The 26,990-nt window shown below is 45.4% G+C and carries 24 protein-coding genes; 3 read left to right on the forward strand and 21 right to left on the reverse strand.

Annotated elements, in window-relative coordinates:
- Nucleotides 1-6: 6 nt before the first annotated feature.
- From OCU49_RS17635 to OCU49_RS17670, 8 genes are all read right to left on the reverse strand, one after another.
- Nucleotides 7-897, reverse strand: a complete 891-nt coding sequence (locus tag OCU49_RS17635) for an EamA family transporter (RefSeq protein ID WP_261845254.1) — start codon at nucleotides 895-897, stop codon at nucleotides 7-9.
- Nucleotides 898-902: 5 nt separating this feature from the next.
- Nucleotides 903-1,730 (reverse strand): phosphonoacetaldehyde hydrolase, encoded by an 828-nt coding sequence (gene phnX / locus OCU49_RS17640; protein WP_261841873.1) that lies wholly within the window; start codon nucleotides 1,728-1,730, stop codon nucleotides 903-905.
- Nucleotides 1,731-1,892: 162 nt separating this feature from the next.
- Nucleotides 1,893-3,587 (reverse strand): putative 2-aminoethylphosphonate ABC transporter permease subunit, encoded by a 1,695-nt coding sequence (locus OCU49_RS17645; RefSeq protein ID WP_261841874.1) that lies wholly within the window; start codon nucleotides 3,585-3,587, stop codon nucleotides 1,893-1,895.
- Entirely contained in the window at nucleotides 3,584-4,756 is a 1,173-nt protein-coding gene (locus tag OCU49_RS17650; protein ID WP_261841875.1) for a putative 2-aminoethylphosphonate ABC transporter ATP-binding protein, read from the reverse strand. The genes OCU49_RS17645 and OCU49_RS17650 overlap by 4 nt, the downstream gene beginning before the upstream one ends.
- Before the next feature lie 168 nt (nucleotides 4,757-4,924).
- Entirely contained in the window at nucleotides 4,925-5,950 is a 1,026-nt protein-coding gene (locus OCU49_RS17655) for a putative 2-aminoethylphosphonate ABC transporter substrate-binding protein (protein ID WP_261841876.1), read from the reverse strand.
- Nucleotides 5,951-6,211: 261 nt separating this feature from the next.
- The gene (locus OCU49_RS17660) at nucleotides 6,212-7,072 is read right to left on the reverse strand and encodes a phytanoyl-CoA dioxygenase family protein (RefSeq protein ID WP_261841877.1); all 861 of its coding nucleotides are present in this window, start codon (nucleotides 7,070-7,072) and stop codon (nucleotides 6,212-6,214) included.
- 2 nt (nucleotides 7,073-7,074) lie between these two features.
- Nucleotides 7,075-7,623 (reverse strand): HD domain-containing protein, encoded by a 549-nt coding sequence (locus OCU49_RS17665; RefSeq protein WP_261841878.1) that lies wholly within the window; start codon nucleotides 7,621-7,623, stop codon nucleotides 7,075-7,077.
- A gap of 87 nt (nucleotides 7,624-7,710) precedes the next feature.
- Nucleotides 7,711-8,370 (reverse strand): HAD family hydrolase, encoded by a 660-nt coding sequence (locus OCU49_RS17670; protein ID WP_261841879.1) that lies wholly within the window; start codon nucleotides 8,368-8,370, stop codon nucleotides 7,711-7,713.
- A 66-nt stretch (nucleotides 8,371-8,436) separates the two neighbouring features.
- Between OCU49_RS17670 and OCU49_RS17675 the strand changes: the two genes are divergently transcribed.
- Nucleotides 8,437-8,664 (forward strand): hypothetical protein, encoded by a 228-nt coding sequence (locus OCU49_RS17675; protein WP_261841880.1) that lies wholly within the window; start codon nucleotides 8,437-8,439, stop codon nucleotides 8,662-8,664.
- Between the two features lie 63 nt (nucleotides 8,665-8,727).
- On the opposite strand, the gene OCU49_RS17680 is transcribed toward OCU49_RS17675, so the two are convergent.
- From OCU49_RS17680 to OCU49_RS17705, 6 genes are all read right to left on the reverse strand, one after another.
- Entirely contained in the window at nucleotides 8,728-11,277 is a 2,550-nt protein-coding gene (locus OCU49_RS17680) for a sensor domain-containing protein (RefSeq protein ID WP_261841881.1), read from the reverse strand.
- Between the two features lie 388 nt (nucleotides 11,278-11,665).
- Nucleotides 11,666-12,226 (reverse strand): RICIN domain-containing protein, encoded by a 561-nt coding sequence (locus tag OCU49_RS17685; protein ID WP_261841882.1) that lies wholly within the window; start codon nucleotides 12,224-12,226, stop codon nucleotides 11,666-11,668.
- A gap of 274 nt (nucleotides 12,227-12,500) precedes the next feature.
- The gene (locus OCU49_RS17690; protein WP_261841883.1) at nucleotides 12,501-12,959 is read right to left on the reverse strand and encodes a DoxX family protein; all 459 of its coding nucleotides are present in this window, start codon (nucleotides 12,957-12,959) and stop codon (nucleotides 12,501-12,503) included.
- 205 nt (nucleotides 12,960-13,164) lie between these two features.
- Entirely contained in the window at nucleotides 13,165-14,373 is a 1,209-nt protein-coding gene (gene pcaF, locus OCU49_RS17695; RefSeq protein ID WP_261841884.1) for a 3-oxoadipyl-CoA thiolase, read from the reverse strand.
- Nucleotides 14,374-14,424: 51 nt separating this feature from the next.
- Nucleotides 14,425-15,798: a 3-oxoacid CoA-transferase gene (locus OCU49_RS17700; RefSeq protein WP_261841885.1), complete on the reverse strand. Its 1,374-nt coding sequence runs from the start codon at nucleotides 15,796-15,798 to the stop codon at nucleotides 14,425-14,427.
- Between the two features lie 345 nt (nucleotides 15,799-16,143).
- A complete protein-coding gene (locus OCU49_RS17705; RefSeq protein ID WP_261841886.1) occupies nucleotides 16,144-16,878 on the reverse strand; it encodes an outer membrane protein OmpK in 735 nt (244 codons plus the stop codon).
- Between the two features lie 499 nt (nucleotides 16,879-17,377).
- Between OCU49_RS17705 and OCU49_RS17710 the strand changes: the two genes are divergently transcribed.
- Both OCU49_RS17710 and OCU49_RS17715 read left to right on the forward strand, forming a co-directional pair.
- The gene (locus OCU49_RS17710) at nucleotides 17,378-18,280 is read left to right on the forward strand and encodes a LysR family transcriptional regulator (RefSeq protein WP_261841887.1); all 903 of its coding nucleotides are present in this window, start codon (nucleotides 17,378-17,380) and stop codon (nucleotides 18,278-18,280) included.
- A gap of 363 nt (nucleotides 18,281-18,643) precedes the next feature.
- On the forward strand, nucleotides 18,644-19,426 hold the full coding sequence (locus OCU49_RS17715; RefSeq protein ID WP_261841888.1) for an IclR family transcriptional regulator: 783 nt from the start codon (nucleotides 18,644-18,646) through the stop codon (nucleotides 19,424-19,426).
- A 101-nt stretch (nucleotides 19,427-19,527) separates the two neighbouring features.
- Here the strand turns inward: OCU49_RS17715 and OCU49_RS17720 are convergent, their stop codons facing one another.
- The 7 genes from OCU49_RS17720 to OCU49_RS17750 all read right to left on the reverse strand — a co-directional run bounded on the left by OCU49_RS17720 (nucleotide 19,528) and on the right by OCU49_RS17750 (nucleotide 26,962).
- Nucleotides 19,528-20,604, reverse strand: coding sequence for a maleylacetate reductase (locus tag OCU49_RS17720; RefSeq protein WP_261841889.1), 1,077 nt, complete (start codon nucleotides 20,602-20,604; stop codon nucleotides 19,528-19,530).
- A gap of 264 nt (nucleotides 20,605-20,868) precedes the next feature.
- Nucleotides 20,869-21,714: a dioxygenase family protein gene (locus OCU49_RS17725; protein ID WP_261841890.1), complete on the reverse strand. Its 846-nt coding sequence runs from the start codon at nucleotides 21,712-21,714 to the stop codon at nucleotides 20,869-20,871.
- A 154-nt stretch (nucleotides 21,715-21,868) separates the two neighbouring features.
- The gene (locus tag OCU49_RS17730; RefSeq protein ID WP_261841891.1) at nucleotides 21,869-22,861 is read right to left on the reverse strand and encodes a TRAP transporter substrate-binding protein; all 993 of its coding nucleotides are present in this window, start codon (nucleotides 22,859-22,861) and stop codon (nucleotides 21,869-21,871) included.
- A 23-nt stretch (nucleotides 22,862-22,884) separates the two neighbouring features.
- Nucleotides 22,885-24,177, reverse strand: a complete 1,293-nt coding sequence (locus OCU49_RS17735) for a TRAP transporter large permease (RefSeq protein WP_261841892.1) — start codon at nucleotides 24,175-24,177, stop codon at nucleotides 22,885-22,887.
- Nucleotides 24,174-24,692: a TRAP transporter small permease gene (locus OCU49_RS17740; protein ID WP_261841893.1), complete on the reverse strand. Its 519-nt coding sequence runs from the start codon at nucleotides 24,690-24,692 to the stop codon at nucleotides 24,174-24,176. The genes OCU49_RS17735 and OCU49_RS17740 overlap by 4 nt, the downstream gene beginning before the upstream one ends.
- A 56-nt stretch (nucleotides 24,693-24,748) precedes the next feature.
- Complete coding sequence (locus tag OCU49_RS17745) at nucleotides 24,749-25,768, reverse strand: amidohydrolase family protein (RefSeq protein WP_261841894.1); 1,020 nt, start codon at nucleotides 25,766-25,768, stop codon at nucleotides 24,749-24,751.
- 699 nt (nucleotides 25,769-26,467) lie between these two features.
- Nucleotides 26,468-26,962: a MarR family winged helix-turn-helix transcriptional regulator gene (locus OCU49_RS17750; RefSeq protein ID WP_261841895.1), complete on the reverse strand. Its 495-nt coding sequence runs from the start codon at nucleotides 26,960-26,962 to the stop codon at nucleotides 26,468-26,470.
- Nucleotides 26,963-26,990 lie beyond the last annotated feature (28 nt).

Below are 26,990 nucleotides of genomic sequence, written 5' to 3' on the forward strand. Positions count from 1 at the left end.
GAATATCTATAAAGACACCAAAACCAACCCTAACAGCATCAAAGTTACGCCCTGTAAACGGGTCATACTCAATGACTCTTTCAGCCACAGCACACCGATAGCGACGCCAATTGGAATACTTAGCTGACGTAATGCAACCACATAGCTGACCTCAGTCACCATCGACATACTGATCAGCACTAACAGATAAGTTCCGACAATGAATACCCCTGTCATCGCAACTGAGCGGAAAGCACCTGGCCGGTTAAATACTGAGCCAAACAACGATTCCTTAAACAGCAACAAAGATACTGGCAACATGCAGATAACGATTCCACCAGCTTGTACAACTGCAAAAGCACTGCCGGCCTGAAAGGCTGTAAACCCCTGCTCCCGCATAAGATGAACCGCAGCACTGTCGGTAAAAGAATATCCGGCTGTGCCTAAAGCGGCGACGATGGCCCAGCCTACAGTAGGCGTCATATAAGCACGCAGGTGCCATTCCCGCCAGCGTCTGACAGGTAAAATCATCGCGCCAAGAAAGATAAGGATTAAGGCAACTATATCTTCAATAGATAACAAGCTATGTCCGTACGCACCCAGCACCAGCAGCGGCACTATAAGTACCGGCAATGCGCGGGCTAACGGATACACCATGCCCAGATCACCACCCTGATATGCTTTAGCCAGACCAACTAAATAGACTGTCTGACATATACCTGAACATACAATCAACCACCAGAACTCGGTTGGCATCTGCAACACATCTCGCCAGACATCGAACAGGAACGGACTGAAAATAACCATGCCGCAGGCTGTGGCCCACATATAAAAAGATACGCTGGTGCCCGAGCGTTTTCCGATTGAATTCCAGCCGGCATGTAATAATGTGGAAATCAGAATCAGACCAATGGCCATTGCACTCAAGGCTTTTCTCCTAATGCCAGACGGCGGGTAATATCTTCCAGGCAGCTTATTGCGTCAGCGATTGTATCAACCACATAATGCGCGCCTCCCTGACGGAATTTTTTGTACGCAGGCTGACGATATTTATCCTGTTCTTCCGCTGACAGTGCCTGCCATTTCTCAAGGCTCAGGCCTACTTCGTTACCACTACACGCCAGTGCAATGGTCCACATACCGGCATTCAGGCCTTCATCAATGCCTGGCTGGGTATCATCAATTTTTACACAGGCGGCAAGGTTTTCGACGCCAAGCTGCATAGCATTGGTCAAACTCATATAAGGATAAGGCCGGCCTTTACTGACTTGTGTAGCACACACCATGCTCTGCGGACTGTAACCCTGCTCTGCAGCGCGCTCCAGCAACCCAGACACCATTAAGTCCGCATAACCGGTATTCGCACCAATGCGAACATTGCGCTGTTCTGCCCAGAGAAGTAAATCTGTCACGCCTGGAATAAGCACTGATGTTGCAGCAATCGCCTCAATTTGCATTGGCACAAAGTCTTCGAACATAGTGTCGATATCATTACTGTCCGGCAGTTTTCCAAACTGTGCCTGCCAGGCATTCCGAATACGGGGCAGCTCACACAACTGACGAATATGTTCACGCTTCTCCGCTCCCATAGGCCCCCGTGCTTCTGTTTCACTGATATCAATACAACGACTGGCAAACAGGCGCTGAAACCCTTCTATAGGTGCCCGTGAACCAAAATCTACAGTGGTGCCCGCCCAGTCCATGATAATGGCCTGAACCGGTCCGATATACTGACGGGAATAACGATACATTCTCACCTCATCATGGCGCATTCGGCCATAAGCTGCGTGTGATTACTGAAGCAAGAATTATACAGGAAGGAAATAACATCACAATCTGGTATAGACCAGGTTAGAATTCTAAATAAATATTATCTGGTACTTAAGTCACCTTAAGCACCAGACAAAGGAACATTAAGCATGACGCCAGCGCTGACTGCGTGATAACAGCTCTTTACTGATCAGCCAGTGGCCACTCTTCACACCCAGCGCTGTAAACATAAGTAATACTGCCATTGCTGCTGCCGGCGCGGTATCCCCCGCTTCATCCATATTAATAACCGCAACCGATGCCAGAGTTGTATCAGCCGAATAAAGAAATACAACAGCAGAGACGGTCGTCATTGCATTGACGAACAGATACACCGATATATCCAGCACAGCAGGTAAACATAATGGCAAAGTTACCCGTCTGAAAGTGGTATAAAAAGGCACTTTCAGCGATGCAGAAACCGATTCAAACTCGCCATCAATTTGCTTCAGGCTGGTACTGGCTGTCAGGTGACACACAGTATAAAAGTGCACCAGAGTATTCAGCACCAAAATAGCCAACGTGCCGTATATAAAGTTCAGCGGATTATCCGGCGAGTTAAAGAAGAAGATATAGGATAAACCCAATACCATTCCAGGTACGGCCATCGGTAGCATTGCCAGAAACTGCATCGTTTTTCGCAACATCGGCAAGGCTTTAATCTTTTCATTCAGATAAGACAGAATAAAAATAACTGCAGTACCGGTAATCGCGACCCAGAACGCCATACGCAATGAATTGAAGTACGACTCCCAGCCTCCACCATCCATCATATCGAACTGATAATTGTCCAAAGACAACGTCAGATTATATGGCCAGAAGGTAATTAAAGACGCATACATCGCCATACCAATAACCAGCAACAGAAACGCTGAGACCACACCACAGAACAGCATTAACAGATTATCTCTGAGAGGCTGCGATTCTGGCTGAATAGCAACCGCACGGGCACTCACCTGAGCGACCTGCCTCTTTTGTACACGTCGCTCAATCCAGAACGACAGAACCGCCGGTAACAACAAAATAACACTGACCACAGCTCCCATCTGGAAATTCTGCTGGCCCACAACCTGCTTATAAATATCAGTTGCTAATACGTTGTACTGCCCGCCTATTACCTTAGCAACACCAAAATCGGTAATGGCCAACGTGAAGCAAACAAAAACTGTATTCACTAAACCATAGCGGACACCCGGCAATGTGATGGTCAGAAAGACCCGCCAGCCTGGGGTTTTTAGTGCCTTAGCCGCTTCATACAAACGTGCATCACTATTCGCCATTGCTGTCGTCAGGATCATCAATGCATGAGGAAAAATCCAGAAACAGAGTCCCATCACTATGCCTACCGGCCCGTATATAGAGTCCACCGGTAACCAGTCTTTCAAAATGCCCTGATTACCGAACAGGTAAATCATGCTTAACGCAGGTAGTAATGACGGTGCAAATAAAGGCAGACTGCTGATCAGGCGAAATCCCTTCTTGCCCGCCATGCCGCTACGGGTCAGTGCGTATGCCGTTATAAAGGCACAGGTAACAACAATCACTGTTGTCCAGCAGGCAATAATCAGTGAGTTAAGGATCGAACCGAATAACGCTGGAGTGGTAAAATATTCTGCATAGTTAGCCAGGCCAATGAAGTTTCCAGTCTGATCCTGCAAGCTCTTCAGTAACATAGTGCTCAGCGGTGCCAAAAGCCCCAACACTAAAAACAGAACCCCCAGCAATAATAAAACCCGCTGTAAAAAACCTTCCGTATTCCAGGCCGGCAAACTCAGCCGACGAGCAACAAACTCACTCATGCCTGAGCCTCCATAACACCGTCCAGCTGTGCCTCGATACAAGCGACTACTTCAGTCTGACGTACGCTGACTAAGGTTGGTTCATCAATTGGTGGCTCCGGATAGAAATGCAGGTTGTCCGCATCAATCGCCATATGTAAGTACTCACCTATCGCAGGCTTATACTGCGAATATTGCTGTACTGGCATATCAACTTCGATATCCGTATCCAGTGCAATCGTCACAGCTAAACGTACAAAGGCCCCCATAAAACTCACCTGAGCAACTTCCCCCTGAAGTAACAGGTTCTCCGCGCTTGCTGTTTCAGCATGCTGTAATACCCGGATCATCTCCGGGCGAAACCCCAGTAAGCCTTCTTCGACACTTTGATTAAGCATCAGCGGCAAAGACAATTCTGTATCACCAATCAACAGGTTATGCCCTTCCAAAACCCGGCCGGGTAACAAGTTCATACTTCCAATGAAACTTGCAACAAAAGATGTAGCCGGATGACGATAAATTTCTTCCGGTGTACCAACCTGAGCAATTGTGCCGTGATCCATCACCACAATGCGGTCAGCCATTGTCAGGGCTTCATCCTGATCATGGGTGACCATGATGGTAGTAATCCCCAGCGAACGCTGTAACTCACAAATTTCTTTACGTAAATGCAAGCGTACCCGTGCATCCAGTGCAGATAAAGGCTCATCTAATAAAAGCAGACCAGGCTGAATTGCCAGTGCACGGGCCAGTGCAACACGCTGCTGCTGGCCACCTGAAAGCTGTCCCGGAAACTTCTCACCTATGCCTGGTAAGTCAATCTGTGCCAGTAAATCGTTCACCCGGGCCGTACGGTCCTGGCGGCTCAGTTTGTTATTTACCAGGCCGTAAGCAATATTTTCTGTCACTGTCAGGTTCGGAAATAACGCATAAGACTGGAAAACAATACCAAAATCACGCTGCTGTGGTGGCAATTGAGTGATGTCTTTTCCTGCTTGAACAATATTTCCCTGCTGCGCCTGCTCAAGACCAGCAATTGTCCGTAGCAGAGTTGTTTTACCGCAACCGGACGGCCCCAGAAAGCAAACAAACTCACCCTCTTTGACCTGCAGGGATATATCCTGCAGTGCGACAAACTCGCCAAAACGTTTTTCCAGTTGATGAATATTTAAATACGGGGCAGCAGACATCTGTCTCACTCCATCATATGCCGCTTTGAAACATCCTGTTATCAACGGCATTGCTGATTCTGAATAGAATTTATGAATACGGTTTCGGAAGCCGACTCTTTAAAACGGCTCTTTAATACGACAAAACGGCAGTCAAAAAGACCTGCCGCTTTTCAGTGCGAAGTGTAATTACTTCTTAGGTTCGCTCTTGCTGTCGTAACGCTTCTGCCACTCTTTCAGGATGCGTGAGCGGTTTACAGCAGACCACTGGAAATCGTTATTGATCATGCGATCGGCGATATCAACCGGGTAGTTTTTAATTGGCTTGGCAACACCAGGCATAGCCACAACTGCATAACTTTCGTTGTACAGCTCGTTAGCCGGACGGGTTACAGCCCAATCCATCAGAGTCTTAGCAGCTTGCAGCTTGTCAGTACCTTTCACAATTGCTGCCGCTTCCATATCCCAACCCAGACCTTCAGATGGGAAAATCACTTCGATCGGCGCGCCTTTTGTGACTAGCTTGGCACCACGGTAAGCAAAAGAAATACCCACAGCTGTTTCACCCGCAGCTGCCAGCTTACAAGGCTTAGAACCTGAGTGTGTGTAACGGTCTACGTTAGTGTGCAGCTTATCCATGAACGCCCAGCCTTGCTCTTCACCAAAGCTCTGCAACCAGCTGGATACATCCAGGAAGCCAGTACCGGAAGAATTAGGGTTAGGCATAATGACATGGCCTTTGTATTCAGGACGTGTCAGATCCTGCCAACTTGTCGGCTTAGGCAGGTTGAGTTTTTCTGCTTCAATGGTGTTGTAACAAATAGACGCAACCCAGGCATCCATCCCCACCCATGAAGGTGTTGCATCATTATCAACAAACTTTTTACTCAGTTGCTCAACACCTGCAGGCTTATAACTCTGCAGCATTCCCTGGTCTTTCAGTACCAGCAAACTGGTAGCAGCAAGACCCAGCACTACATCCGCCTGAGGATTTTCTTTCTCGGCCAGCAAGCGCGCTGTAATGATACCGGTTGAATCACGTACCCAACGGATCTTCACATCAGCATTCTGCTTCTCAAAAGCCTTCGCATAGGTTTTCAACTGATCGGCTTCTAACGCCGTATAAACAGTCAGGTCAGTTTGTGCCTGAGCCTGCAGTGCAGCCCCCATTCCCAATGCAACCGCCAATAAACGCGCTTTTGCGATCAGTTTCATCTCGAAGTCCTCATTCAGCATAGAAGTAACGGCTAAGCCGTTGTTATTTTTCAGCGTCAGCAGAGCACGCTGCTCCACCTGGTCTATACCAAATTATTATCAGCCGCTTTGATGACAGAAAAGTGACAGTCAGATAACGTATTTTTTACAATTACTCTCAGTGAACATCAGGCTGGAACGCCGCAATACTTCTGCAGTTAATTTGTAGCGCCCACAAAAAACGGGATGCAAAGCATCCCGTTAGTATTCTTTCTGAAGCTGCTACACAGTAGATTTACTGTGTGCGGTAGGCGTCGCCACATGAAAACTTGGGTTATCAAATTCCCGGTGTTTCATATCGTAGTAGTCATCGTAGAAATCACCGAAATGCAAAGAGTTAAAAGTATAGAACATAGCCCGGCGGGATTTATCGGAACCATTCTTTTCTGAATAATGCGGCACATAAGAATCAAAAATAACCACATCTCCCGGCTTTGCTACAATCGGCTGCCACTTAATCCGGTCGACCACTTCCTGTTGGATAGCACCATGGCTGCTACCACCGTCATAACTTGGCAGTATCGGTAGCTGACCATTCGGTGTGGTCTGTAATTCATAGTCATGCCCTTTCAGATCACGGCGATAATTCTCCGGGAAGAACAGACAACCGTTTTCCAGCGTTGCTTCATCCAGAAAAATGGCCACAGTCACATGAAAATTAGGCTTAAGATGATTATAAGCAATGACATCCTGATGTGGTTCAAATGCCCCGCCACCCGGATTTTTAGCATTACATTTATCTTTAAAAAGTACGAAGTCATCGCCGGTCAGCGTTTTAATGAATGTTTGCAGCTTAGGTACCAGCTGTTCACGGATCACTGTATTGAAGCCTTTAATGTATTCGTAGCGGCAAACTTTTAACCCGTCGTCTATCTCCGGTACAACGATCAGTTCCTGCAGATTCTTCTGATAAAAATCATTCAGGCTTTCACCGCTGGCCTGTAACTGCTCAAGCAGATAGTCTGAGTGGCGGTATAAATCAGCACTGGCTGCCTCGAGCATCTGCATATCTGCTTTGCTCAGCCCCTGATCTAAAACAATATAGCCCTGACGCATGAAGCTGTCTTTATTAAATTCAGGCATGACTAAGCTCCCTCTTCCAATGGCTGAGTACTGGCCTGCAATTGCGGCAAATAATGCCGAAAAGGCTGCATACTCAGCTCCTGGATTTTGCCTTCATCATCCCAGCGACGCAGCTTAATCGCCGACTCAACATAGGTTTCGGCCAGAAAAGCATCACATTCTTCCGGGCTCATCAAACCACCCTGATGGTGCAGCGAATCAAGAGACGCTGCGGACAGCCCTTCCAAATAGCCCTTTTCAACAGAACACAGATAACGTTTTGCCTGCGCATGTAAACGAATAGGCTCCGTGACCGCTGGAGAAAAGTACTCGGCCAGAAACCCGGCACCTACGGCGTCGTGCTTATAATTGCCGTAAGCAAGATCTGTTGTCGCAAGTAAATGTCCGATGTCATGAAGCAACGCTGCCGTTACAAGCGCATCAGACTCGCCGGCACGCACAGCCAGTTCAGCACACTGAACAGCATGCTCGGTTTGTGTAATATCTTCGCCGTAGGTCTGATTACCTTCAGCTTCAAACAAATCAGTAATTTGTTTAACAATAGGATGCATAAGTCTACCCGTCATTTTTATCAGGCTGCTCAGTTCACAAGAGCAGCACTGTTTTCTAATGGCGGGCAGATATAACCTGACCGCCGCTTAAATTGTCCAGTTAAGCTGTGCCCAGTTACGCTCTCGGGCGATCACCGCCAGGCGCGGATCAGGGTTAGTCGCCACCGGCTGCTCAACCACTTCCAGCAATGGCAGGTCATTCATTGAATCGCTGTAAAATGCTGCGCCTTTCAAAGATTCCTGCTCCGCCTCCAACCATGCATTTAGCCGGGTTACCTTGCCTTCTTTATAAGTTGGCACACCATCAATCTCGCCGGTATAGCAGTCATCGCCATCAACACAAAGATCAATCGCCAGCACTTCATCAACTCCAAGCTGTTTCCCTACTGCCCGCACAATAAAGGTTGCCGTTGCCGAAACGATCACTACCCGGTGTCCTGCACTGCGTAACTCGCTCAGTAATACTTTTGCCTGCGGATAAATCTTCGGCACGATCACATCAGCAACAAAGCGCTCTGTCAGATGATCGATATCCGCTACATTCATATCTGCCAGAGGTTTCATCTGAAACCGGATATATTCCACCACCGACATAGATCCCCGTGCGTACTCATCCATCAGCCGTTGCTCTTCCGCAACAAAACCAGGATCCGTTACCAGACCGGTTTCCTTCAGATATTCACAAAACAGCGACGAGGTATCGCAACAGGTTATGGTTTCGTCCAGGTCAAAAATGCGTAACGCCATGGCTTAAATTCTCATCTAGATTGAAAGCAGAAAAACTACAAACCAATCTGGTATATACCAGATTATATGATCGAAATATTACAACGTAATGACAACTCTGTCGATGTAGAAAAGCTCAGGGGAATGTTTAAGGAAAGTAATGCTTTTACACAGGAAGTAAAAAATAACGATTCAGCAAGAAATAACGGCTTTGCCAGCAACAAACCCTATCAGGAACAGAACGTGAAAAATGATATTGCCAGGGACATAGCTAACTATGAAATCACAGTTAACCACGCGAATAGTTCTTTATAACTTCCTGATAAGAAGAACCTTACAAACTTTAAAAATCCCATCTCGGATAAGCGAAAAAATCAGCTACTGCAGAGGTTCATTTTGTGGTGCGGCTACCATCTGCCTGAACACATCAAAGGCCAAAGGCTTGCTGTATAAGAAGCCCTGAAAAAACAGACATCCTTGCTGTGAAAGAATACTCGCCTGCGTTTCTTCCTCTATTCCTTCAGCAATTACCTTAAGCCCCAGGCTTTCAGACATCGCCAGAATAGCCGTTACCAGTGCATGACTTTGAGTATTTGAGGTAAGTTCACTGACGAAGGAGCGGTCAATTTTAAGGGTAGTAATCGGGTACTTATGCAGATAACTCAAAGACGAATAACCTGTGCCGAAATCATCAATCGAAATGCCTACACCTATGCCTCTTAATGATTCAAACTGCTCTAAGATCTGACAATCATCATTCAGCATAATGCTTTCTGTGATTTCGAGAACAAGTCTGTGTGGCTGAAGCCCGCTGGCTTTTAAGGTATTGCGAACCAGTTCAGGTACGTCGGTTTTTTGGAACTGATAACATGAGACATTAACGGACACAAAAAAGTCATCCGCACAGCCTCCCAGCATTTCGGCCACTTGCCTACATGCTTCCTGCAACACCCATTCTCCTATAGTCGAAATTAATCCACACTCTTCTGCCAGTTCAATAAACTCTGCAGGGTACACTAATCCAACATCAGGACGTTGCCAGCGTATAAGCGCCTCAGCCCCGACTATTCGGCTGGTACGTGCATCAATAATTGGCTGGTAATGTAAAACAAACTCTTGCTGTAATATTGCCTGACGCAAAGCATTTTCAAGCTGAATCCGCTGCTGAGCTTCCAGGTGCATGTCTGCGGAGTAATACTGAAACGTATTTCGGCCACGATTTTTGGCTTTATACATTGCACTGTCAGCATTTCTCAACAGCTCTTCAATTGTATTACCGTCTTCAGGATAAACCGTTACACCAATGCTGGCAGAAAGATAAACATCACTGCTATCAATGTGATACGGCTGAGCAAGGGTACTCAGTATGGTTCTGATCGTGTCTTCCATATGATGGGTGCCGGGCAAGTCAGGAAAGATCACCGCAAACTCATCTCCCCCAAGCCTCGCCACAGTATCTGACTGCCTGACATGTCCATTTAACCGCTTGGCAACCTGTTTCAGTAACCGGTCACCAAAAGTATGACCAAAGCTATCATTCACCTGTTTAAAGCGATCGAGGTCAATAAACAATAGCGATACCTGACTGTTATTTCTGTCAGACCGATAAATAGCGCTGGCAAACCGATCCTTTAATAAATGTCTGTTCGCCAGGCCGGTAAGCGCATCATAGTTTGCCTGGTATTCTATTTTTTCTTCGTATTCTTTGCGCTTGGTGATATCACTGAATACAGCAACATAGCCACTTAAGCCACCCTGATCATCATACATTGCAGAAACTGACAGCCATTGCGGATAAACAGTGCCATTTTTCTTTTTGTTCCAGATTTCACTTTCCCATTTACCAACCAGCTCAAGCGTCTTGAACATTTCTGCATAAAAAGCCCCGTCATGATGACCTGAGGTTAGCAGTGCCGGGCTTTTCCCCAGAACCTCATCCCTTGCGTAACCAGTAATCTCGGTGAAAGCTTTATTTACCTTGATTATTTTTCTGTCGACATTCGTCACCATGACAGCTTCGGTGGCAGTCTCGAGAACCGTCGCTGCCAATTGCAACTCACGCTCTTTCTCTTTACGTTCGGTAATATTGCGATCGAGTCCCCGGTATCCCCGAAACTCTCCCTTGGCATCAAATATGGGGACGCCACTGGTTTCCAGATACACAAGAGTTCCATCTTTATGGATACTCAGATTTTCTAACGCTGAAAACTTCTCCCGGTTATTCCATACAGGCTGAAACAGCACCTGCACCCTTTCGGATTCTTTTTCTGGCATGAAATCGAACGGTTTTTTTCCGATTAGCTCTTCAGGTCGATAGCCTAAAATGCCATCAGGAATTGTTGATGAAAAACTGTATTCGAGGTGTTCATTAACTTCCCAGATGATGTCAGATGAACAGTGGGCAATGTCCCGAAACTTCTTTTCCTGGTCTGTTAATAACTTCATTATGCGCAGACGTTCATACTCAGCAGCGATACGGCCTGCAACCAGATCAAAATATGTGAGTATGAAGTCTTCATTCTTAATCGGCAGGCTGTTCAGCGCGATGATCAGCCCAAAAGGAGCCCCTTCAAGCGAAAAAAGCGGCACCCCTACATAGCCTTCAACATTCATGTCCTGCAGTAACAGGTCTTCAGGAAACGTCTGTTGGGCATCTTTGCTGATCACGCAAGCATCATTACAGACCACTGTTTCACAGGGGGTTCCGGCTAGCTGATAAACGATATTTTCAGTACTTTTACCGTTGGCAAACACCGCTTTGGTCTGAATCGCGGTGTTGCCTTCAACAAGCTCTCCGATTAAAACGATATCCACGTTTAGAACACCGCTAAGGTATTCAACCAGAGATTCGAAATATTCCTGGCCTAGTTTTATAGACGTGGCATCCGACAGTCTTTTTACTTCGTGAGCTATATCTGAAAAAGCCATTTTTGTACCTGACCGACTGCTGTTAACCCATACTAGCAAGATTAAAACAAGCAAGGCATCAGCCAGGAAAGACTTAAAACCATTTTGAGGATAAATCAGCAAGCCACGCTAACTAAGCTTGACGAGCAAACAAATGATCACTTACACCGGATTGGCAATACTCCCTTTATTAAGCATCAGATCATATGGTGCAGTTCAGGCCTCATAAACATGGAGCTGACTGAAAATGGTGCTATGACTCCGTGTCAAAGTCTCCTTAAAGAGCATCGCACATACATGAAACTACTTAGATGTAACAACTATTTTTAAGCTCACTGCCGGCGTATTAGCAAGATTAACTAATGTCACTTACTAGCTTCGAGGACAACTAAACATACCTGGACTAAAGCTATTCCGGTATAGAGAATTTCCAACGTGAGTGAGCAGGATTTACAACGGCACACTCTTCGACAAAAAGTGGGCGCCAACGATGGTCAGCAGCGTAAGTAGAATCTGAAGTTCGACCTGTTGTTAAACACAGACCTGAGTTGTTTAACTCAACAAACCCTTCTTCATTCAATTCAAATTTTTGCAGCAGTTCCGCATCCAGGAAAGGAGACCGTTCACCGCAATCTCTGGCAAGCACAGAAGCGCCCGGTAAAGCGCGCGAATTAATACCAGCAACTGTCACACACTTCCCGTAAGCCGGGAATCTGATATAGCCATTTGCATCAAGCACAACAGCCTCATCAGCATATAAACCCGGTTTACAGTTATGTGCTGTCATCGGCAAATCAAAACGTACGTAAGAGCCTGAACCTGCTATATCCAGACAATAACCATCCTGAGGACGATCTAAGTCGTCTATTAACCTGAGGTGTCCTGCTACTTCCCGCCCTTCTGTCGCTGGCACACTCAATGATATCCCCATAATTATTACTGCAGAGGAAAGACATTTTAACAACTTCATTTCAATTCCTTCATTTTTCAGCAAGCATGATAATGTTTAAAAACATATTAAATTGCACAAAAATTTCTTTTACTAACACAGCTAACAATCATTTATTTAATTGTTTCTTCCATTCACAAATAAACAATCAGAAAGCATCTTATATACATATAAAAACACAAACATTAACTGTCGTTACAATAATCATTGCTGTATTAAACTGAGTATATTTATCGATTAATAAACACCAAAGTATATAGCTACTCAAGAGCCTCAATAAGCGCTTAACTCAGCTTTATTTTGAGCCAGATCTTTCTAAAATATTTCGCAACCATGTAGGTTTAGACTGATCGAGATAAATTAATGCTAGCAGGCCCCCTGCAATTGAAACGTTTTTAAAAAAAGCAACCATGTTTGTAAATGGCGAAAAGCCTGGTGGACTGCCTACAAAATTTACTGCTAAAAAATCTGGGATCCAACCAGCATGGTAGAGAATACTTGCCGGAAACAGGAATCCAATCCAAACGATACATACTGCCCATACATATTTATTAAAAAGAACAAGCAGACTGCCACCCAGCTCAATTAATAAAACCACTATAAATATTGCTGTGGCGGCAAATGCCATACCATGTAGCTCGATTCCTTTAATATGAAACCCGCTATTAAATAACTTATGTAAACCTGCTGAAATCCATATCCCACAGGTTAATAATCGAACAATAAAATAAACAGAAATTCTCGGTGTAAACATTATTTATTTCTCCGTGTATTGTAGTAATAAAAATTAACCGCCTATTAAAACAAACAAATTAAAAAATAATATACGGATTAAACCCTGAGATTACATTCGTCTCATAAAGCGATACTTATCTACTAAGAAAATACAGCCTCCTACAGAGGCTTAATAAACGACTATCGTTAAAATTTTGTTTACTCTACTTCAGCCTGAACACTATTTAATTACGTTCAATCATCATCGCAATGCCCTGACCAACACCAATGCACATCGTGCATATCGCTAATCGCCCACCACTTCTTTCCAGTTGATTAACCGCCGTGGTAACCAGACGCGCGCCACTCATACCTAATGGATGCCCCAGTGCGATAGCACCGCCATTCGGATTGACACGTGGATCATCATCTTTAAGACCAAGATCCCGCATAGTGGCAAGCGCCTGAGAAGCAAACGCTTCATTTAGCTCGACTAAATCCACCTGCTTCAATGATATTCCTGTAAAGCTCAGGAGTTTCTTAGTCGCTGGAGCCGGACCAAACCCCATAATCCGCGGCTCAACACCCGCAGTAGTCATGGCTATGACTTTCGCCCGTGGTTTCAAACCATAGCGTTCCACTGCATCTTTTGACGCCAGAATCACAGCGCAGGCACCATCATTTACACCAGATGCATTGCCTGCTGTTACCGAGCCTCCTTCACGAAAAGGCGCTCGCAGCTTCGCCAGACCTTCAAGGGTAGTATCAGCGCGGGGATGTTCGTCTGTAGAGACAACCAGTGGTTCGCCTTTACGTTGCGGAATGCTCACAGGTACTATTTCGTCATCAAATAGCTTGGCATCCATTGCAGCTTTGGTTTTCTGCTGACTTCGAAATGCAAAGAGATCCTGATCTTCTCTGGATATCTTAAATTGCTCAGCCACGTTTTCAGCCGTTTCCGGCATTGAATCAACACCATACTCCGCTTGCATTTTTTTATTAATAAAGCGCCAGCCAATAGTCGTATCATGCAAACCATCAGGTGTTCTCGAAAATGCAGTTTCAGCTTTGCCCATCACCAAGGGCGCTCTGGACATCGACTCAACCCCACCAGCAATGATCAACTCCGCTTCGCCAGCTTTGATCGCCCTGGCTCCAATCCCGATAGCGTCCATTCCAGAACCACAAAGACGATTTACGGTTGTTGCAGGAACTGATGTTGGCAAACCCGCTAACAGCAAGGACATACGACCGACATTTCGATTATCCTCTCCGGCCTGATTCGCACAGCCATAGATAAGTTCATCAACCTTATCCCATTCAATGCCTGGATTACTTTCCATCAGTGCCTTTAGCGGAACGGCCCCCAGGTCATCTGTCCGAACCTTGGACAAAGCACCACCGTAACGCCCAATAGGCGTACGTACAGCATCACAGATAAAGACTTCTTTCATTACTCATTCTCCAGATTAGGATGTGCCTTTTACAACATGCCCGGACTAGCGTTAATTAAGCGTCCTGACATTGCCTTCAGCTTCCAGAGCAACTTCATAGTAAGCACCGGTTTTTGCCTGTATTTCCTCAAACGTGGCACCTGGCAAAACTTTGACGAGCAGCATTTTGCCCTGATCAAATCTGAACTTTGCCAGCTCGGTTATCAGTACATTGACGGCGCCTTTAGTGGTCAGTGGTAACGTACAGGAAGGTACTACCTTAGAATTACCTTCACGGTCTGTATGGGTCATAGTAATAATTAGACGCTCTGCACCTGAAGCGAGATCCATCGCTCCACCGACACCCAATAATGGTTTACCCGGAACGGCCCAGTTAGCTAAATTTGCGTCAGCATCCACCTGTAAGCCGCCCATAATCGCGACGTCTACATGCCCACCACGAATCATTCCGAACGACGTAGAGCTGTCAAAATAACTGGCTCCGGGCAATGCAGTAATGGGAACCTTACCTGCGTTCACCGGATAATCCATTGCCCCTCCTGATTCAGGCTCCGGGCCCACACCCAGCATCCCATTTTCGGTATGCATACTGATGCCATGCTCAGGTGTTATAAGATCGGCGACTAAGGTGGGTACACCAATCCCCAGATTAACGACATCACCAGGGGTTAATTCTGATAACGCCTCACGCGCCATATTCAATCTGCTTTCATCCACTTTCTTGGCACTTGCAGATACAGATGCTGAGGAACCCAAATCTGCTTCTGTAAGCTTCGCCTCAACCAGATAATCTATGAAGCATCCTGGGGTGTGTACACTATTTGGATCAATGTCTCCGACAGGAACAATTGTTTCTACTTCGGCAATCACCAGCTTCGCAGCAGTCGCAGCACTGTGGTTGAAATTGTTCTCTGTCATCCGGTAAACCAGGTTTCCGGCAGCGTCGGCTTTCCAGGCGCGAATTAGAGCAACGTCACCTTTAATGGCAGGAATATAAACCATCTCAACGCCGTCGATCATTCGCGATTCTCGACCTTTAGCGAGAGGTGTTCCTGCTGAGGTAGGTGTAAAAAAGCCACCAATACCAGCACCACCAGCCCGCATCGCTTCACCCAGAGTCCCCTGAGGTAGCAACTCAACAACCATCTTGCCAGACTGAGCAGCCTCAACAGCTTCACGATTACTGGTGAAGTATGAACCGATAGCCTTTTTAATCTGACCGTTACGTAATAAACGGCCTCCGCCTAAACCGGGCTCACCAACATTGTTACCGATATACGTCAAATCTTTAGTATCTGTTTCTGCAATGGCATGAAGAAGATGAACAGGGTTACCAGTCATTCCAAAGCCACCTACCAACATAACATCACCGCTATTAACTTTTTTAGCAGCCTCTTCAAGAGAAATTATTGGAACAACTTTCATCTTATTTACACCTTCTTATTAATGCTTTTCCGACCACAGCAGGATCAAACCAATCACTTAGTTCTCATAGCGTACAATAGTACGCATTTCGAACGCAATATTTTTTATATGAAACAGCGTCCGAATAAGAGCTACTGTCAACAGAAATCAAATAAACAAGAGAGACTATTGGCTTATAAAACCGCTACACAGGCAGAAAATGGAAACCAGGAAATAAAGACTTAAATATCAGTAAAACGGGAAGGTGTTGAAATATAGATAAAAAAGAGGAAGTAAATAAACTAATTAAACAAACTAAGATTAGGCAGTTGTCACTAACCCTAGCTTGCTTTCGACGATCAATACTTAGAAGTGCACCTTGAGCAATAAAGAAGGGCTACGCTCATCAACGCCTTCAACACCAAATTTATTATTCCAGTATGCATACTCAACACCGACGTATACTGGCTTCTTAGTACCCATTGCTTTACCCACATTCCATTTTAGCTGAGACGTAAAGTTCATCTCAGTAGCATGATTTGCTTCATCTTCAGATGACGTCAAGTCGATAAAACCATCATATAAGAATTCAGCATTACCAATCTCAAACGGTGCGCCCCAACCTAGCGTAAGCTGCATATCACTCTTTTTGGTGTCATTACTTACTTGGTACAGATTAGCTTTAAAGAATTGAAAACCTGGTACGTCCAAGCTCACACCCACACCAGCCATGTAATTATCAAAGCCACCATTGCTGTCGCTCTTACTTTCCCATTGAGATGCCAGGTATACATCCTTTACTGGTCCAAAAGAAAGATCTGAACCCGTCAGGTAGCTAAGGCTTAAACGCGGCTGTAATTCAAAGTACGTTTCATTCGTGCCATTGTCTGACATAGAACGATCCATAAAGAAGAATGTGTCACCCCAATCATGGCCGCTGGCATGTTCGAAGGTTATAACTTGGCGGTTACCATCACCAAGCTCATGATCCGAGCCATCCAAATAAGCGATATTAAAGTCGCTCCAGATTTGCTCCGCAGATACACTAGATGAAACCAGGGCACCAGCAAGAACAACAGCGGTAGTTGATATTTTTTTCATGATATTTCCTTTTGTTAATTATTTTTATAATCTTTCTCTGAGCCCGTCTAAAGGGGAAAACCGGCCCATCAAACACACTTAGCCCTGCCGGAATATTCAGCATTTACATATCTGACAAAAAGTAATTAGCAACCTGTAAACACCTCTTATGAAGCAGAGGAAAACTACAGGTATTAGTAATACCTGATGCGTTTTAATCAGAAACGCACATCCATGACGGGTCACTCTTTGTATAAAAACAAGTCATTTAAAGGCCCCATAACAAACCAGTAATTTTTGGCAACTTGTTTCATCACACATGTTCCACAGCGTACAGATATTAAACTCGCTGCCCCGCTCCACACGGGTATATCCAACATGCTCTATACAATCTGTATTCTTTCGAAGGTTAAAAACTCTCGACTGTTGTTTACAGCTTAAAGAGATGCCTGATAATGTAAAATGACAATAAAGGCCAACAACATACCAAATTGATATGAAGATAGACCCGCGACACCTCATGCAACTTGCTGCGATTATTAAATGCGGCGGCTTTACTGAAGCCGCTGCACAATTGGGCACCAGCCAACCAGCATTATCTAGAATGGTGGCTACACTCGAAACACGGCTGGGCGAACCTCTTTTTTTTCACAAACGTCGTCCCCTACAACCAACTCCGGTTTGCGTAACCCTGGCTGAACAGGGACGGACAATTCTTGCCGCTACCAATAAGGCAGCAGACAGCCTCGATGAATTCAGAAAAGGGGAGCAGGGAACGATTCGCTTAGCTGGCCCACCATTTTTTATGGATGCTTTAGTCGCAGGCATCATTGCCGATTTTCAAGCTTTACACCCCCGGGTAAGAGTTGATCAAATACACGGCTACCCTGCTGAAGTAATTTCCATGATTCGTTCAGCCCAGGCTGACATAGCACTCTGCCCAGTTGATCCTTTAGACCAAAATAACGACCTTGCATTTACCCCGTTAATTCGGGCCCATAATGTTTTAGCCTGCCGCTCAGATCACCCCTTGAGTGAAAAAACTACACTGGCTGTTGAAGACATACTTAAATACCCCTGGATCGCCCCTCCCCCCAACAGCCCCTTAAACGCGGATTTAAAAAACATGTTGGCTTCTATGGGTATCGAAAAAATCAGAATTACCTACTCCTGTGGATCATTTGGTAGCGTACTGAATCATCTAAAACGCTCAGACTGCCTCACAGCACTACCGCATACCGTTGTATTCTCACTACGTGATACAAACCAAATACAAGCCTTACCTATGATTCTGAGCTCCCCCAACCGTCTGTTTGGCCTTATTCAATCCGAACAAATGCCATCAACACCAGCTATTAGGCTTTTTGCTAACTACCTTTATGACCGCTTCGGGAAATTAAAAGATCAGATTCAGGCATCGTAAATGCTTAAATCACACGAAACACTCAACGGCTTCAATATGATTTATTGATTCAATCCACAACACTCACATTTATGATTAAATGACTTACAAACATCGCATATAAAATTTAAATTTACTTGGGAAAATAAAACCTGAAAACCTCATAGATAAAAACCATAAGATATTCATAAGTATTACAACAATCAGTATCCGTACAGCTGTGCATATTTAATGACTAAATCTTGAATACATTTAATCGAAAAGTTGAATATTTATTTTCAAACCAGAAAAAATAACTAGTGAATATGTAGATGAATTGATAACCTCACACCTGTTCGCATACCGAACTGCATGCTATATGTAATATATTGAGGATTTGGGTTAATGAACCAAGACATATCGAATCTTTCTGAAATGAAAGACTTCGTAACATCCTTAGCCCGTGGGCTAAAGGTAATTAAAGCCTTTGATAGCAATCATAGTCGGCTCACACTGACCGAAGTTGCCAAGCGGACAGACCTGAACCGTGCAGCCGCACGTCGCTTTCTGTTTACATTAAATGCACTAGGCCATGTCGAATCTGATGGAAAACTTTTCTGGCTCTCGCCCACAATACTTGAACTCGGATATGCTTATTTAGCTTCCCAGCCCATTGTCGATACCGTTCAGCCATTTATTGAAGAAGTAAGCAAAAAAACAGGAGAGTCTTGCTCTGTATGCGTCCTAAACGGCACAGATGTCGTCTATATCGCACGCCATCTAACCCATCATATCATGTCTGTTTCGCTCAACGTTGGCACACGGCTACCTGCATTCGTAACATCAATGGGCCGTGTCTTAATGGCCACTAAAAGCAGCTACGAAATTGATGACATTCTGACACGTAGTGAATTAAAACAATTTACCGAATATACCTTTACAGAACCTACCAAGATTAAGGAAGAACTGGAAAACACTCGTCTCCAGGGGTACTCCATTGTCAATCAGGAATTGGAATTGGGATTACGTTCAATAGCCGTTCCTATTCTAACCCAACGAGGCCAGGTAGTCGCCGCCATAAACGTCAGCACGCAAGCTGCCCGCATCAGTGAAGAAGAACTTATTCAACGCATTCTCCCCAGCCTGCAAAGTGCCGCTAAGGAGATTTGTGATGTACTACCAGACTAAGAAAAGAAACCCTCTTATCAGCGTCAGTCGAGAACAAACCCAGACTGACGACAAGAGAAAAGCCCTTCAGTGATATAAAAACGCTCTAGCTTCTGTCTCTTTTACTGGTCAACGTTCGGCCGTCGACCATGAAACGCATCGTCCAGTAGACGTCGAATACTTTCCCGGGTTATTGGCCGCGGGTTGTAGTACGGATTGCGGGTTGCTATATCAGCAGCCTTATCTAAATCTGCTTCAGTCATGCCTAGCTCAGACAGCGTCATTTTTGCGCCAATTGCAGTATTCAGATCAAATAAAGCACCCGCAGCGTCTTCGCTTTTCTCAACACCCAAAGCCTTGGCCACACGCCCAATCGCATCCGGTGCTGCCAGGGTGTTATAAGCCGTGACATATGGAATGATGATGGTATGCACTTCCGCATGTGGCAGGTTGAAGCTTCCGCCCAGGGTATGACAAAGCTTATGATGAAGTGCCATTCCGACAGCACCTAACGAGGCACCCGCCAGCCACGCACCATAAAGCGTGTCAGAACGGGCAGCGATATCTTCTTGTTGCTTAACGGCGTTTTCTAAACTGCGCCCAATGGCACGAATACCTTCTTCCGCCATCATGGAGATAATTGGATTGGCATTTTCCGCATAAAGCGCTTCCACACAGTGAGCGATGGCATTCATGCCACTGGGTCCGGTAATAAAGTCAGGCAGGGTTACCAGTAATTCCGGATCATAAATAACTGTTCGCGGTAAAACCTTTGGATCACGCCCTGTGGTCTTAACCCCTTCTTCAGTTAATCCCCAGATAGGCGTCATTTCTGAGCCCGCATAGGTCGTTGGCACTGCCAGAATAGGTTTACCGGTTTCCAGTGCGATGGCTTTAGCCAGACCTATGGTTGATCCACCACCAACAGCAATGGTGCAACCCGCATTCATTTTATCTGCCGCTTCAATTCCAGCCTTTGCTGTTTCTATTGGTACATGCATCACAGCCTGATCGAATACACCAGCAGAAAGTTCGCCTAACTGATCGGAAAGACGATGTGCTGCTTCACTTTGCGAAGGAGTCGCGAGTACCAGCGCCTTACCTGCATTCATCGCCTGAATTTCGCTGGCAATTAGAGAATGACTGCCAGGTCCAAAAATCACCCGACCGGGATTGGCGTTATAAACAAAAGGATGCATCTCAGTTTTTCCTTATAGGCTCGAGCATGAACGGCTTAAAATGCGTTCAATATGTGTATTGTTTGTTATATCCAGTCATGTTTTCACATACGAACAGCCGATATTGTTATGAAAATCATGTATTCCCTGTTGGGAAAAGCGGCCCTTACAGACTGAGCAGCTTCTGATTATTTCAGCACTAAAGCTGATCAACAGGACATCGTGAATATCTAAATGAAAGCTATTGGCTAAATTAAACTTCTCAGCAATAAATCAGGTAACAGGTTACTCAGCCGTGGCTCTCACCAGTTTAAAATCGAACTTCGAATGCCAGACTGAAGGTCCCTCAGTTTTGTCTATTGGGGCTATAAGGCTGTCTTTTACACCAAAAACAGCATCTGAAGACAAATAAGGATCGTCCCCTAAAAAGGTATGTGTAACGACTTGTTTATAGCCATCTGCAGTGACAAGAAAGTGCATATGTGCAGGCCGGTAAGGATGCCGTCCTAATGCTTCAAGCAATTTCCCGACAGGGCCATCATTGGGGATTGGATAACTGACCGGCTTAATGCCAAAGAAGCTATATGTGCCATCTTCTCCGGTTATAAAACGACCACGATTATTCCATTTGGGCTGAATATCCGGTTGTTGTATATCGTAGAAACCATCGGCGTTGTCTGACCATGCGTCGACGCAAGCACCTGTAATCGGATTGCCATCCATATCCACGACTTTACCTTCGAAATGACAGCTTTCGCCTTTTTCGTCTAAACAGATGTTGTCTCCCATACTCCGGGCAGGTGCACCTTTGACATGAAACGGCCCCAAAACTGTATTCTCTGTCGCCCCGGATGGTCGGCGATTGTTAATCGCATCAACGAGCATTGAAAGGCCCAGAACATCACTGAGCAGAATGAATTCCTGACGTTCTTCAGTACACAAATGCCCCGCTGTAGTTAAGAACTTAATCGCCTGATCCAGCTCATCCTGAGTAAGCTCAACTTCTTTTGTAAACGCATGCAGGTGTTTCACCAGACTTGCCATCACAAGCTGCAGTCTGGGGTTGGTGTTTGGATCAACCCGTTCATTCACGGCATCAACGGATTGCTCTTCTGTAAAGTAGCTCGACATTTCACATCCTCATGGTGAACTGAGCAAAGACCTGGCTCAGCCATTTAACAAAAACTGGAAGATCACTTTGTGCTTGGCCCTGGGTACCCGGGCTGATAGCCCAGGTACCTATACCCTTATGAATGACACTTTCGCAGGCAGTTATTTATAAAAATTACTGTAAGAGTCCATTTAGAGCGTCGACTTCAGCCGCGAGAACAGCGTTATTTTCAATTAACCCTGCTGTTGAGCTGGCAATGGTTTCTTGCAGAGACTTCTCAACTTCCGGAGAAAGCGGCGTTAATGTTCCACCGTTCTCTGTCCATGCATCTGCGGCACGCTGCACATCGTTAAGCCCCCACTGAACAGCTTCAGATTCAACGTCTCGCGCAATAGTCTGCAGACGATCACGAGTTTCATCAGGAAGACCATTTAGCCAATTACTGGAAGTAGCAACGGTTACAATAAGTGGCCAGCTATCAACCATCGCCATATAAGGTGCTGCGTCATAGTAGCGAAAGGCAGCAGCAACTGTTGGCGCTGCAATAACAGCATCAATCGCACCGGTTTGGAGTGCCGGCATAACCTCAGATAGCGGCATTGGTACAGGTGTTGCTCCAAGTGCTTTCATCGGTTCGATTTGAAAAGGCGTGCCAAGAACACGTACCTTCAAGCCGTTCAGGTCTTGCAATGACCGGATTGGTTTTTTTGAAATAATTGAATTAGGACTGTGCACAAAAGTAGAGATTGGCTGAATGTTTCGTGAGTCTCCGTAGCTTTGAGCTCTCACCCTGAATGCATCAGATGAAAGTAGCTGCCGCGTTTTAAGCGGATCTTTGAAGATAGAAGCAACATCGAAGGTCTGAAATCTGGGATCGACCTGACTCAGGAAGGCTGTCGCAGTTATAAATGATTCGATTGTGCCGAACATGACCCCTTCAACCATTCGGGGAATCGGTCCCAACTGGCTAGCCGGATATAGCTGAACGGCAACGTCAGGCAATTCTTTGCTGACTTTATCTTTAAACATAACCTGATATTGATGCTGAACATCGTTCAGTGTTGCTGAAGCAAACTTAAGTGTCTGTTCTTGTGCAAAGGCTGGAAGCCCTAATCCCAAAACAGCGACCCCAAGTATGCATCCAAGTAGTTTCCGTCGAATGATCATTTTTTATCCTTATTATGATTAATTTAAGATCTTGCAAACAAAAAGTTTGGCAAGGCCGTCGATAATTCAGGTACGAAAGTCACGATTGCCAGTGCAAAAAGCTGAACAATAAGCACTGGTACAACGCCACGTAAGATAAGACCAAGCCTCAGCCCAAGTGCCCCCTGGGTAATAAACAGGCTTAATCCGAAAGGAGGGGTCAAAAGCCCAATAGCAAGATTGAGCGTCATAATGATGCCGAGATGGACAAGGTCGATACCTGCGGCCGCCATAATAGGCGCGAGTAGCGGTGTCACAACCAAAATGGCAGCAATCGGGTCCAGAATTGCACCGAGTAAAAGTAACGCGACATTGACAATAAGCAGCAGCATCCAGGGAGAAAGACCGGCCTGAGCAATCCAGCCTGCTATCTCTTGTGGTACCTGATTAATCGTTAATACCCAGGAGAAAACACCTGCAGCAGCAACAATGATCATGACCTGAGCCGTTAAAAAAGCAGTTCTTTCTGCGCAAGCCAATACATCGCGCCAGTCCAGATCCCGATATACGATGCAGGCAATGATGATGGCTGCTACACATGCAATGCCCGCCGCCTCTGTCGGAGAGAAAATCCCACCATAAATGCCACCAAGAATGATTGCTGCAGGCACTAACGCAAAACTTGCTCTGCGAATACTGGTTTTCAGTGCAGGCCAGTTGAACGACCGGCCATCCTGAATACCGTGAACCCTGGTCTGAAAGATCACCAGCGCAGACATAAGTACTGCGACAAGTAAGCCAGGAAGAATGCCGGCTGCAAACAAACGCGGTACGGATTCATTTGCAGCTACGCCGTAGACAATGAGCGGAATTGAAGGTGGTATCAAAACACCGATAGTGCCGGCAGAAGCTAACAGGCCCGCAGACACACGGTCCGGATAACCAGAATTGCGCAGCGTTGGCAGTAATAGCCTGCCTACCGTTGCAACCGTCGCTGGAGCAGAACCGGATATAGCGCCAAAAAGAGTGGTTGTGGCAACAGTTGTCAGTCCAATCTTGCCTCGAACAGGTCCAGAGCCCTCATCAACTAAATCAACAATACGCTTTGCTATTGAACCACGAGACATTAACTCACCGGCAAAAATAAAAAACGGTATTGCTAAAAGCGCAAACGATTCAATAGATCCAAACAGAGCCTGATGCAGCGCGATATTTGGAATATTACTGAACAAGACAAGCGTAATTGCTGCAGTTCCAAGCAACACAACGTATATAGGAAATCCTAATACCAGCAGCAGAACCGGAGAAATTGCTAACGACCAATCAACAGCTGTCATTGATTTTCTCCTTTATCAGACTCGTCACTGACACCACGCACGCAAAACCACCCGGTAATGCACGCGGATAAACCAAAGCCTAAGGCCACAACACCATGCGGTAGCCACATAGGAATGCCAGCGGTGAGGCTTGTCTGACCAAAGCTTTTAAGCTGCAGCGATACAGTGAAAGCGACCCAGGCAACAAAGCCAGCTAACACCGCAATGACTAACCATTCAAAGCGACGCAGAAATTTCTGTATACAAACAGGGGCCATATCAACAAACATAGACATGCTCATATGCTGATTTCGAAGCGTCACAAGAATTGTTCCTGCAAAAACGATTCCGATCATCAGATAGATCAGAGCCTCTTCTGCACCAATAACGGCACTCCCAAATACGTAGCGTCCGATAATGTTGGCTAAGTTTATAATGACCGCTGCAATAACAATCAGCCCAAGTAACCGCTCTAAAAAACGCGTTATTAACTTAGGTAAATTGCGCAGTTTGAATAATGGAGTCAGTCTTCTCATCGCCGCTCCTCCTTATATGAAGTACGAATGACTAGTCTGAAGAATAGCTAACAGACCTACTTCACAAGTGGCAGATTTTCAGCGGAACTGCTCAGGACATCCTGTAAATTAAACAAATCAATGGCATTCTGGCGGCCAATCTTTTGCAAATCACGTTCACTGATACTGGTAGAATCAAACCAATTCGCAGCATGGTCGACATTTTCAAAAGGCCAGTCAGTCGAGAACAAAATACGGTCAGAACTGATTTCCATCATGGCATCGATCAAAGTTTGGGTTCGAAAATTACCCGAAGTCGTTAAGTAAAAATTCTCATTAAAGTAGTCAGCAATGGCCCGCTTCGCAGGATACCCAGGCGTTGTTTCAACCCATGCATTTCGATTATCAATTCGCCACATGGAATAAGGCAGACCTTCGCCCATATGCCCCAGCACGATACGCAGCTTCGGGTACTCATCAAAAAGTCCGGAGCCCATCAAACGTAAGGCATGAACCGCTGTCTCCTGACCAAAAGCCCAGGTAGGTCCCATCAGCCAGGGATGTCCTTCATAGATCTTGGAATGTTGCGGCAGAGGATTTCGCGGATGGAGATAAAACGGCACTTCCAGCTCTTCCACTCTTTTCCAAAAAGACCTGTATTGCGGTAAATCGTAATAGAGAGGTTCATCGCTGCCCGCCACTTGCGAGAAGCCATTAACGAGTGCACCGCGGAATCCCAGCTCTTTGACACAGCGCGTTAATTCTTCAGTCGCTGCCTCGGGATCTTGCATCGGAAGCGCGGCAAAGCCCTGAAAACGATCCGGACGCACACTGATTTGATCAGCAAGATAATCATTAGCACGACGAGCAACGTCTATCGCATGCTGAACATCCGGAATAGCCTGAACAGCGGGTGCATTCAATGACAAAATTGACATCTCAATGCCGTTTGCATCCATTTCGAATAGCCTCCGGTCATGAATATCCATCAATCGGCTACTCAGTTCAGTCCAGTAACTGTCTGGTACAAACCCCGCAGAATCCTGCAACGTTTCGGTAATAGCGAAATGTTCTTCGAGCGCAATCTTTCCCAGCACGGTCATTCTCCTAAATCTAATAGTTATAATTTTTAAGAATTTTATTTGTTGTAAACATATAATGTTATAAACAGACATGTCAAACGAAATCTGCCCGCAATTGAGACAGTCTGAAGAACCTGGGGATAAGTATTGTGCTGCCAGACGAGCCCTGTTTTTAGAAAGGAATTAAAATAACTAGCTGATATTTATTAACTTTTTATTAAAAACCATTAGCTCTGTGAACAGGCAAAAAATGCCTGGTTCTATTGATATACATTGCGACATTCATTGACGACAGAGCAAGAACAGTTACTTGATAAGTAATCAAGGTTATTAGTTTGAGTTTGTATATAGATAACAAAACCCTGCTAACAGGATTTGTCTCAGTCAGTTGACCGCTGCATTTATGCAAGTATGGTTAACAAGGTGATACGCATGGCCGTAAAACAGCAGAGCTTCATAACAATAATGATTTGCTACAGCCTTACTGCTGAAACAGCACTGGCTATGGGGTAAGAAGAAGGGAGCGGGCCGTTGCAGCCCGGATTAATCCAGCAAGTAACCTAAACAATCCGTAAGCAAGAAACCTTCTTAACAGAGCACTCCCCTGCTAATGGCTCCAGATACCCAAATGGGTGCTAAGCTCTCTAACTGCTTAACCGTTTAACTGTTTAATTATAAAATAATAAAACTTACTCACGGACCGAGATCATTGCCTCAGTCCAAACTTTCGCCACGCGCTTTTTGAAGAAGATAGCTTAACTGCTGAAGCTCCTTTTCCGAAAGCTGGTCAAACTGGGAACGATGTATTTTAAGAAGAGGTACATCAATGGATTCAAGAATTTTTGAACCTTCGTCTGTTAAAAATGAACGCACTACACGGCGATCAGACGCGTCAGGTTTCCTGTCTACAAGACCATCACGCACCAATCGGTCCATAAGCCTAGTGACATCAGCCCTTGGATCCGTCATCTGTTCGCTAATCTGCGAAATCCTCAAACCCTCAGTGCCACCGCGTCGTATAGAACGTAAAACGTTATACTGCTTCCCTGAAAGTCCAAACTCGGCCAGTAAATCGGATACATTCTGGCCCATCACTTGTGCTGTGCGAATAAGATTCAGATAAGCATGCTGGGCAGGAACATATTGCCCTGTTTCTTCGATTACAAGGTCAGGAGTCTGAAACGTTTTTTCGTTATTCTGATCAGTCATTTGATTCACATATTTGTTTTTAACAATA

The sequence above is a fragment of the Aliamphritea ceti genome (genome assembly GCF_024347215.1).
GTDB classification, from domain to species: domain Bacteria; phylum Pseudomonadota; class Gammaproteobacteria; order Pseudomonadales; family Balneatricaceae; genus Amphritea; species Amphritea ceti.

What these genes read in the sequence shown, in the direction of transcription:
- OCU49_RS17635 (WP_261845254.1), bottom strand. Translation starts at nt 897, where the DNA reads ATGGCCATTGGTCTGATTCTGATTTCCACATTATTACATGCCGGCTGG.
- phnX (WP_261841873.1), bottom strand. Translation starts at nt 1,730, where the DNA reads ATGTATCGTTATTCCCGTCAGTATATCGGACCGGTTCAGGCCATTATC.
- OCU49_RS17645 (WP_261841874.1), bottom strand. Translation starts at nt 3,587, where the DNA reads ATGAGTGAGTTTGTTGCTCGTCGGCTGAGTTTGCCGGCCTGGAATACG.
- OCU49_RS17650 (WP_261841875.1), bottom strand. Translation starts at nt 4,756, where the DNA reads ATGTCTGCTGCCCCGTATTTAAATATTCATCAACTGGAAAAACGTTTT.
- OCU49_RS17655 (WP_261841876.1), bottom strand. Translation starts at nt 5,950, where the DNA reads ATGAAACTGATCGCAAAAGCGCGTTTATTGGCGGTTGCATTGGGAATG.
- OCU49_RS17660 (WP_261841877.1), bottom strand. Translation starts at nt 7,072, where the DNA reads ATGCCTGAATTTAATAAAGACAGCTTCATGCGTCAGGGCTATATTGTT.
- OCU49_RS17665 (WP_261841878.1), bottom strand. Translation starts at nt 7,623, where the DNA reads ATGCATCCTATTGTTAAACAAATTACTGATTTGTTTGAAGCTGAAGGT.
- OCU49_RS17670 (WP_261841879.1), bottom strand. Translation starts at nt 8,370, where the DNA reads ATGGCGTTACGCATTTTTGACCTGGACGAAACCATAACCTGTTGCGAT.
- OCU49_RS17675 (WP_261841880.1), top strand. Translation starts at nt 8,437, where the DNA reads ATGATCGAAATATTACAACGTAATGACAACTCTGTCGATGTAGAAAAG.
- OCU49_RS17680 (WP_261841881.1), bottom strand. Translation starts at nt 11,277, where the DNA reads ATGGCTTTTTCAGATATAGCTCACGAAGTAAAAAGACTGTCGGATGCC.
- OCU49_RS17685 (WP_261841882.1), bottom strand. Translation starts at nt 12,226, where the DNA reads ATGAAGTTGTTAAAATGTCTTTCCTCTGCAGTAATAATTATGGGGATA.
- OCU49_RS17690 (WP_261841883.1), bottom strand. Translation starts at nt 12,959, where the DNA reads ATGTTTACACCGAGAATTTCTGTTTATTTTATTGTTCGATTATTAACC.
- pcaF (WP_261841884.1), bottom strand. Translation starts at nt 14,373, where the DNA reads ATGAAAGAAGTCTTTATCTGTGATGCTGTACGTACGCCTATTGGGCGT.
- OCU49_RS17700 (WP_261841885.1), bottom strand. Translation starts at nt 15,798, where the DNA reads ATGAAAGTTGTTCCAATAATTTCTCTTGAAGAGGCTGCTAAAAAAGTT.
- OCU49_RS17705 (WP_261841886.1), bottom strand. Translation starts at nt 16,878, where the DNA reads ATGAAAAAAATATCAACTACCGCTGTTGTTCTTGCTGGTGCCCTGGTT.
- OCU49_RS17710 (WP_261841887.1), top strand. Translation starts at nt 17,378, where the DNA reads ATGCAACTTGCTGCGATTATTAAATGCGGCGGCTTTACTGAAGCCGCT.
- OCU49_RS17715 (WP_261841888.1), top strand. Translation starts at nt 18,644, where the DNA reads ATGAACCAAGACATATCGAATCTTTCTGAAATGAAAGACTTCGTAACA.
- OCU49_RS17720 (WP_261841889.1), bottom strand. Translation starts at nt 20,604, where the DNA reads ATGCATCCTTTTGTTTATAACGCCAATCCCGGTCGGGTGATTTTTGGA.
- OCU49_RS17725 (WP_261841890.1), bottom strand. Translation starts at nt 21,714, where the DNA reads ATGTCGAGCTACTTTACAGAAGAGCAATCCGTTGATGCCGTGAATGAA.
- OCU49_RS17730 (WP_261841891.1), bottom strand. Translation starts at nt 22,861, where the DNA reads ATGATCATTCGACGGAAACTACTTGGATGCATACTTGGGGTCGCTGTT.
- OCU49_RS17735 (WP_261841892.1), bottom strand. Translation starts at nt 24,177, where the DNA reads ATGACAGCTGTTGATTGGTCGTTAGCAATTTCTCCGGTTCTGCTGCTG.
- OCU49_RS17740 (WP_261841893.1), bottom strand. Translation starts at nt 24,692, where the DNA reads ATGAGAAGACTGACTCCATTATTCAAACTGCGCAATTTACCTAAGTTA.
- OCU49_RS17750 (WP_261841895.1), bottom strand. Translation starts at nt 26,962, where the DNA reads ATGACTGATCAGAATAACGAAAAAACGTTTCAGACTCCTGACCTTGTA.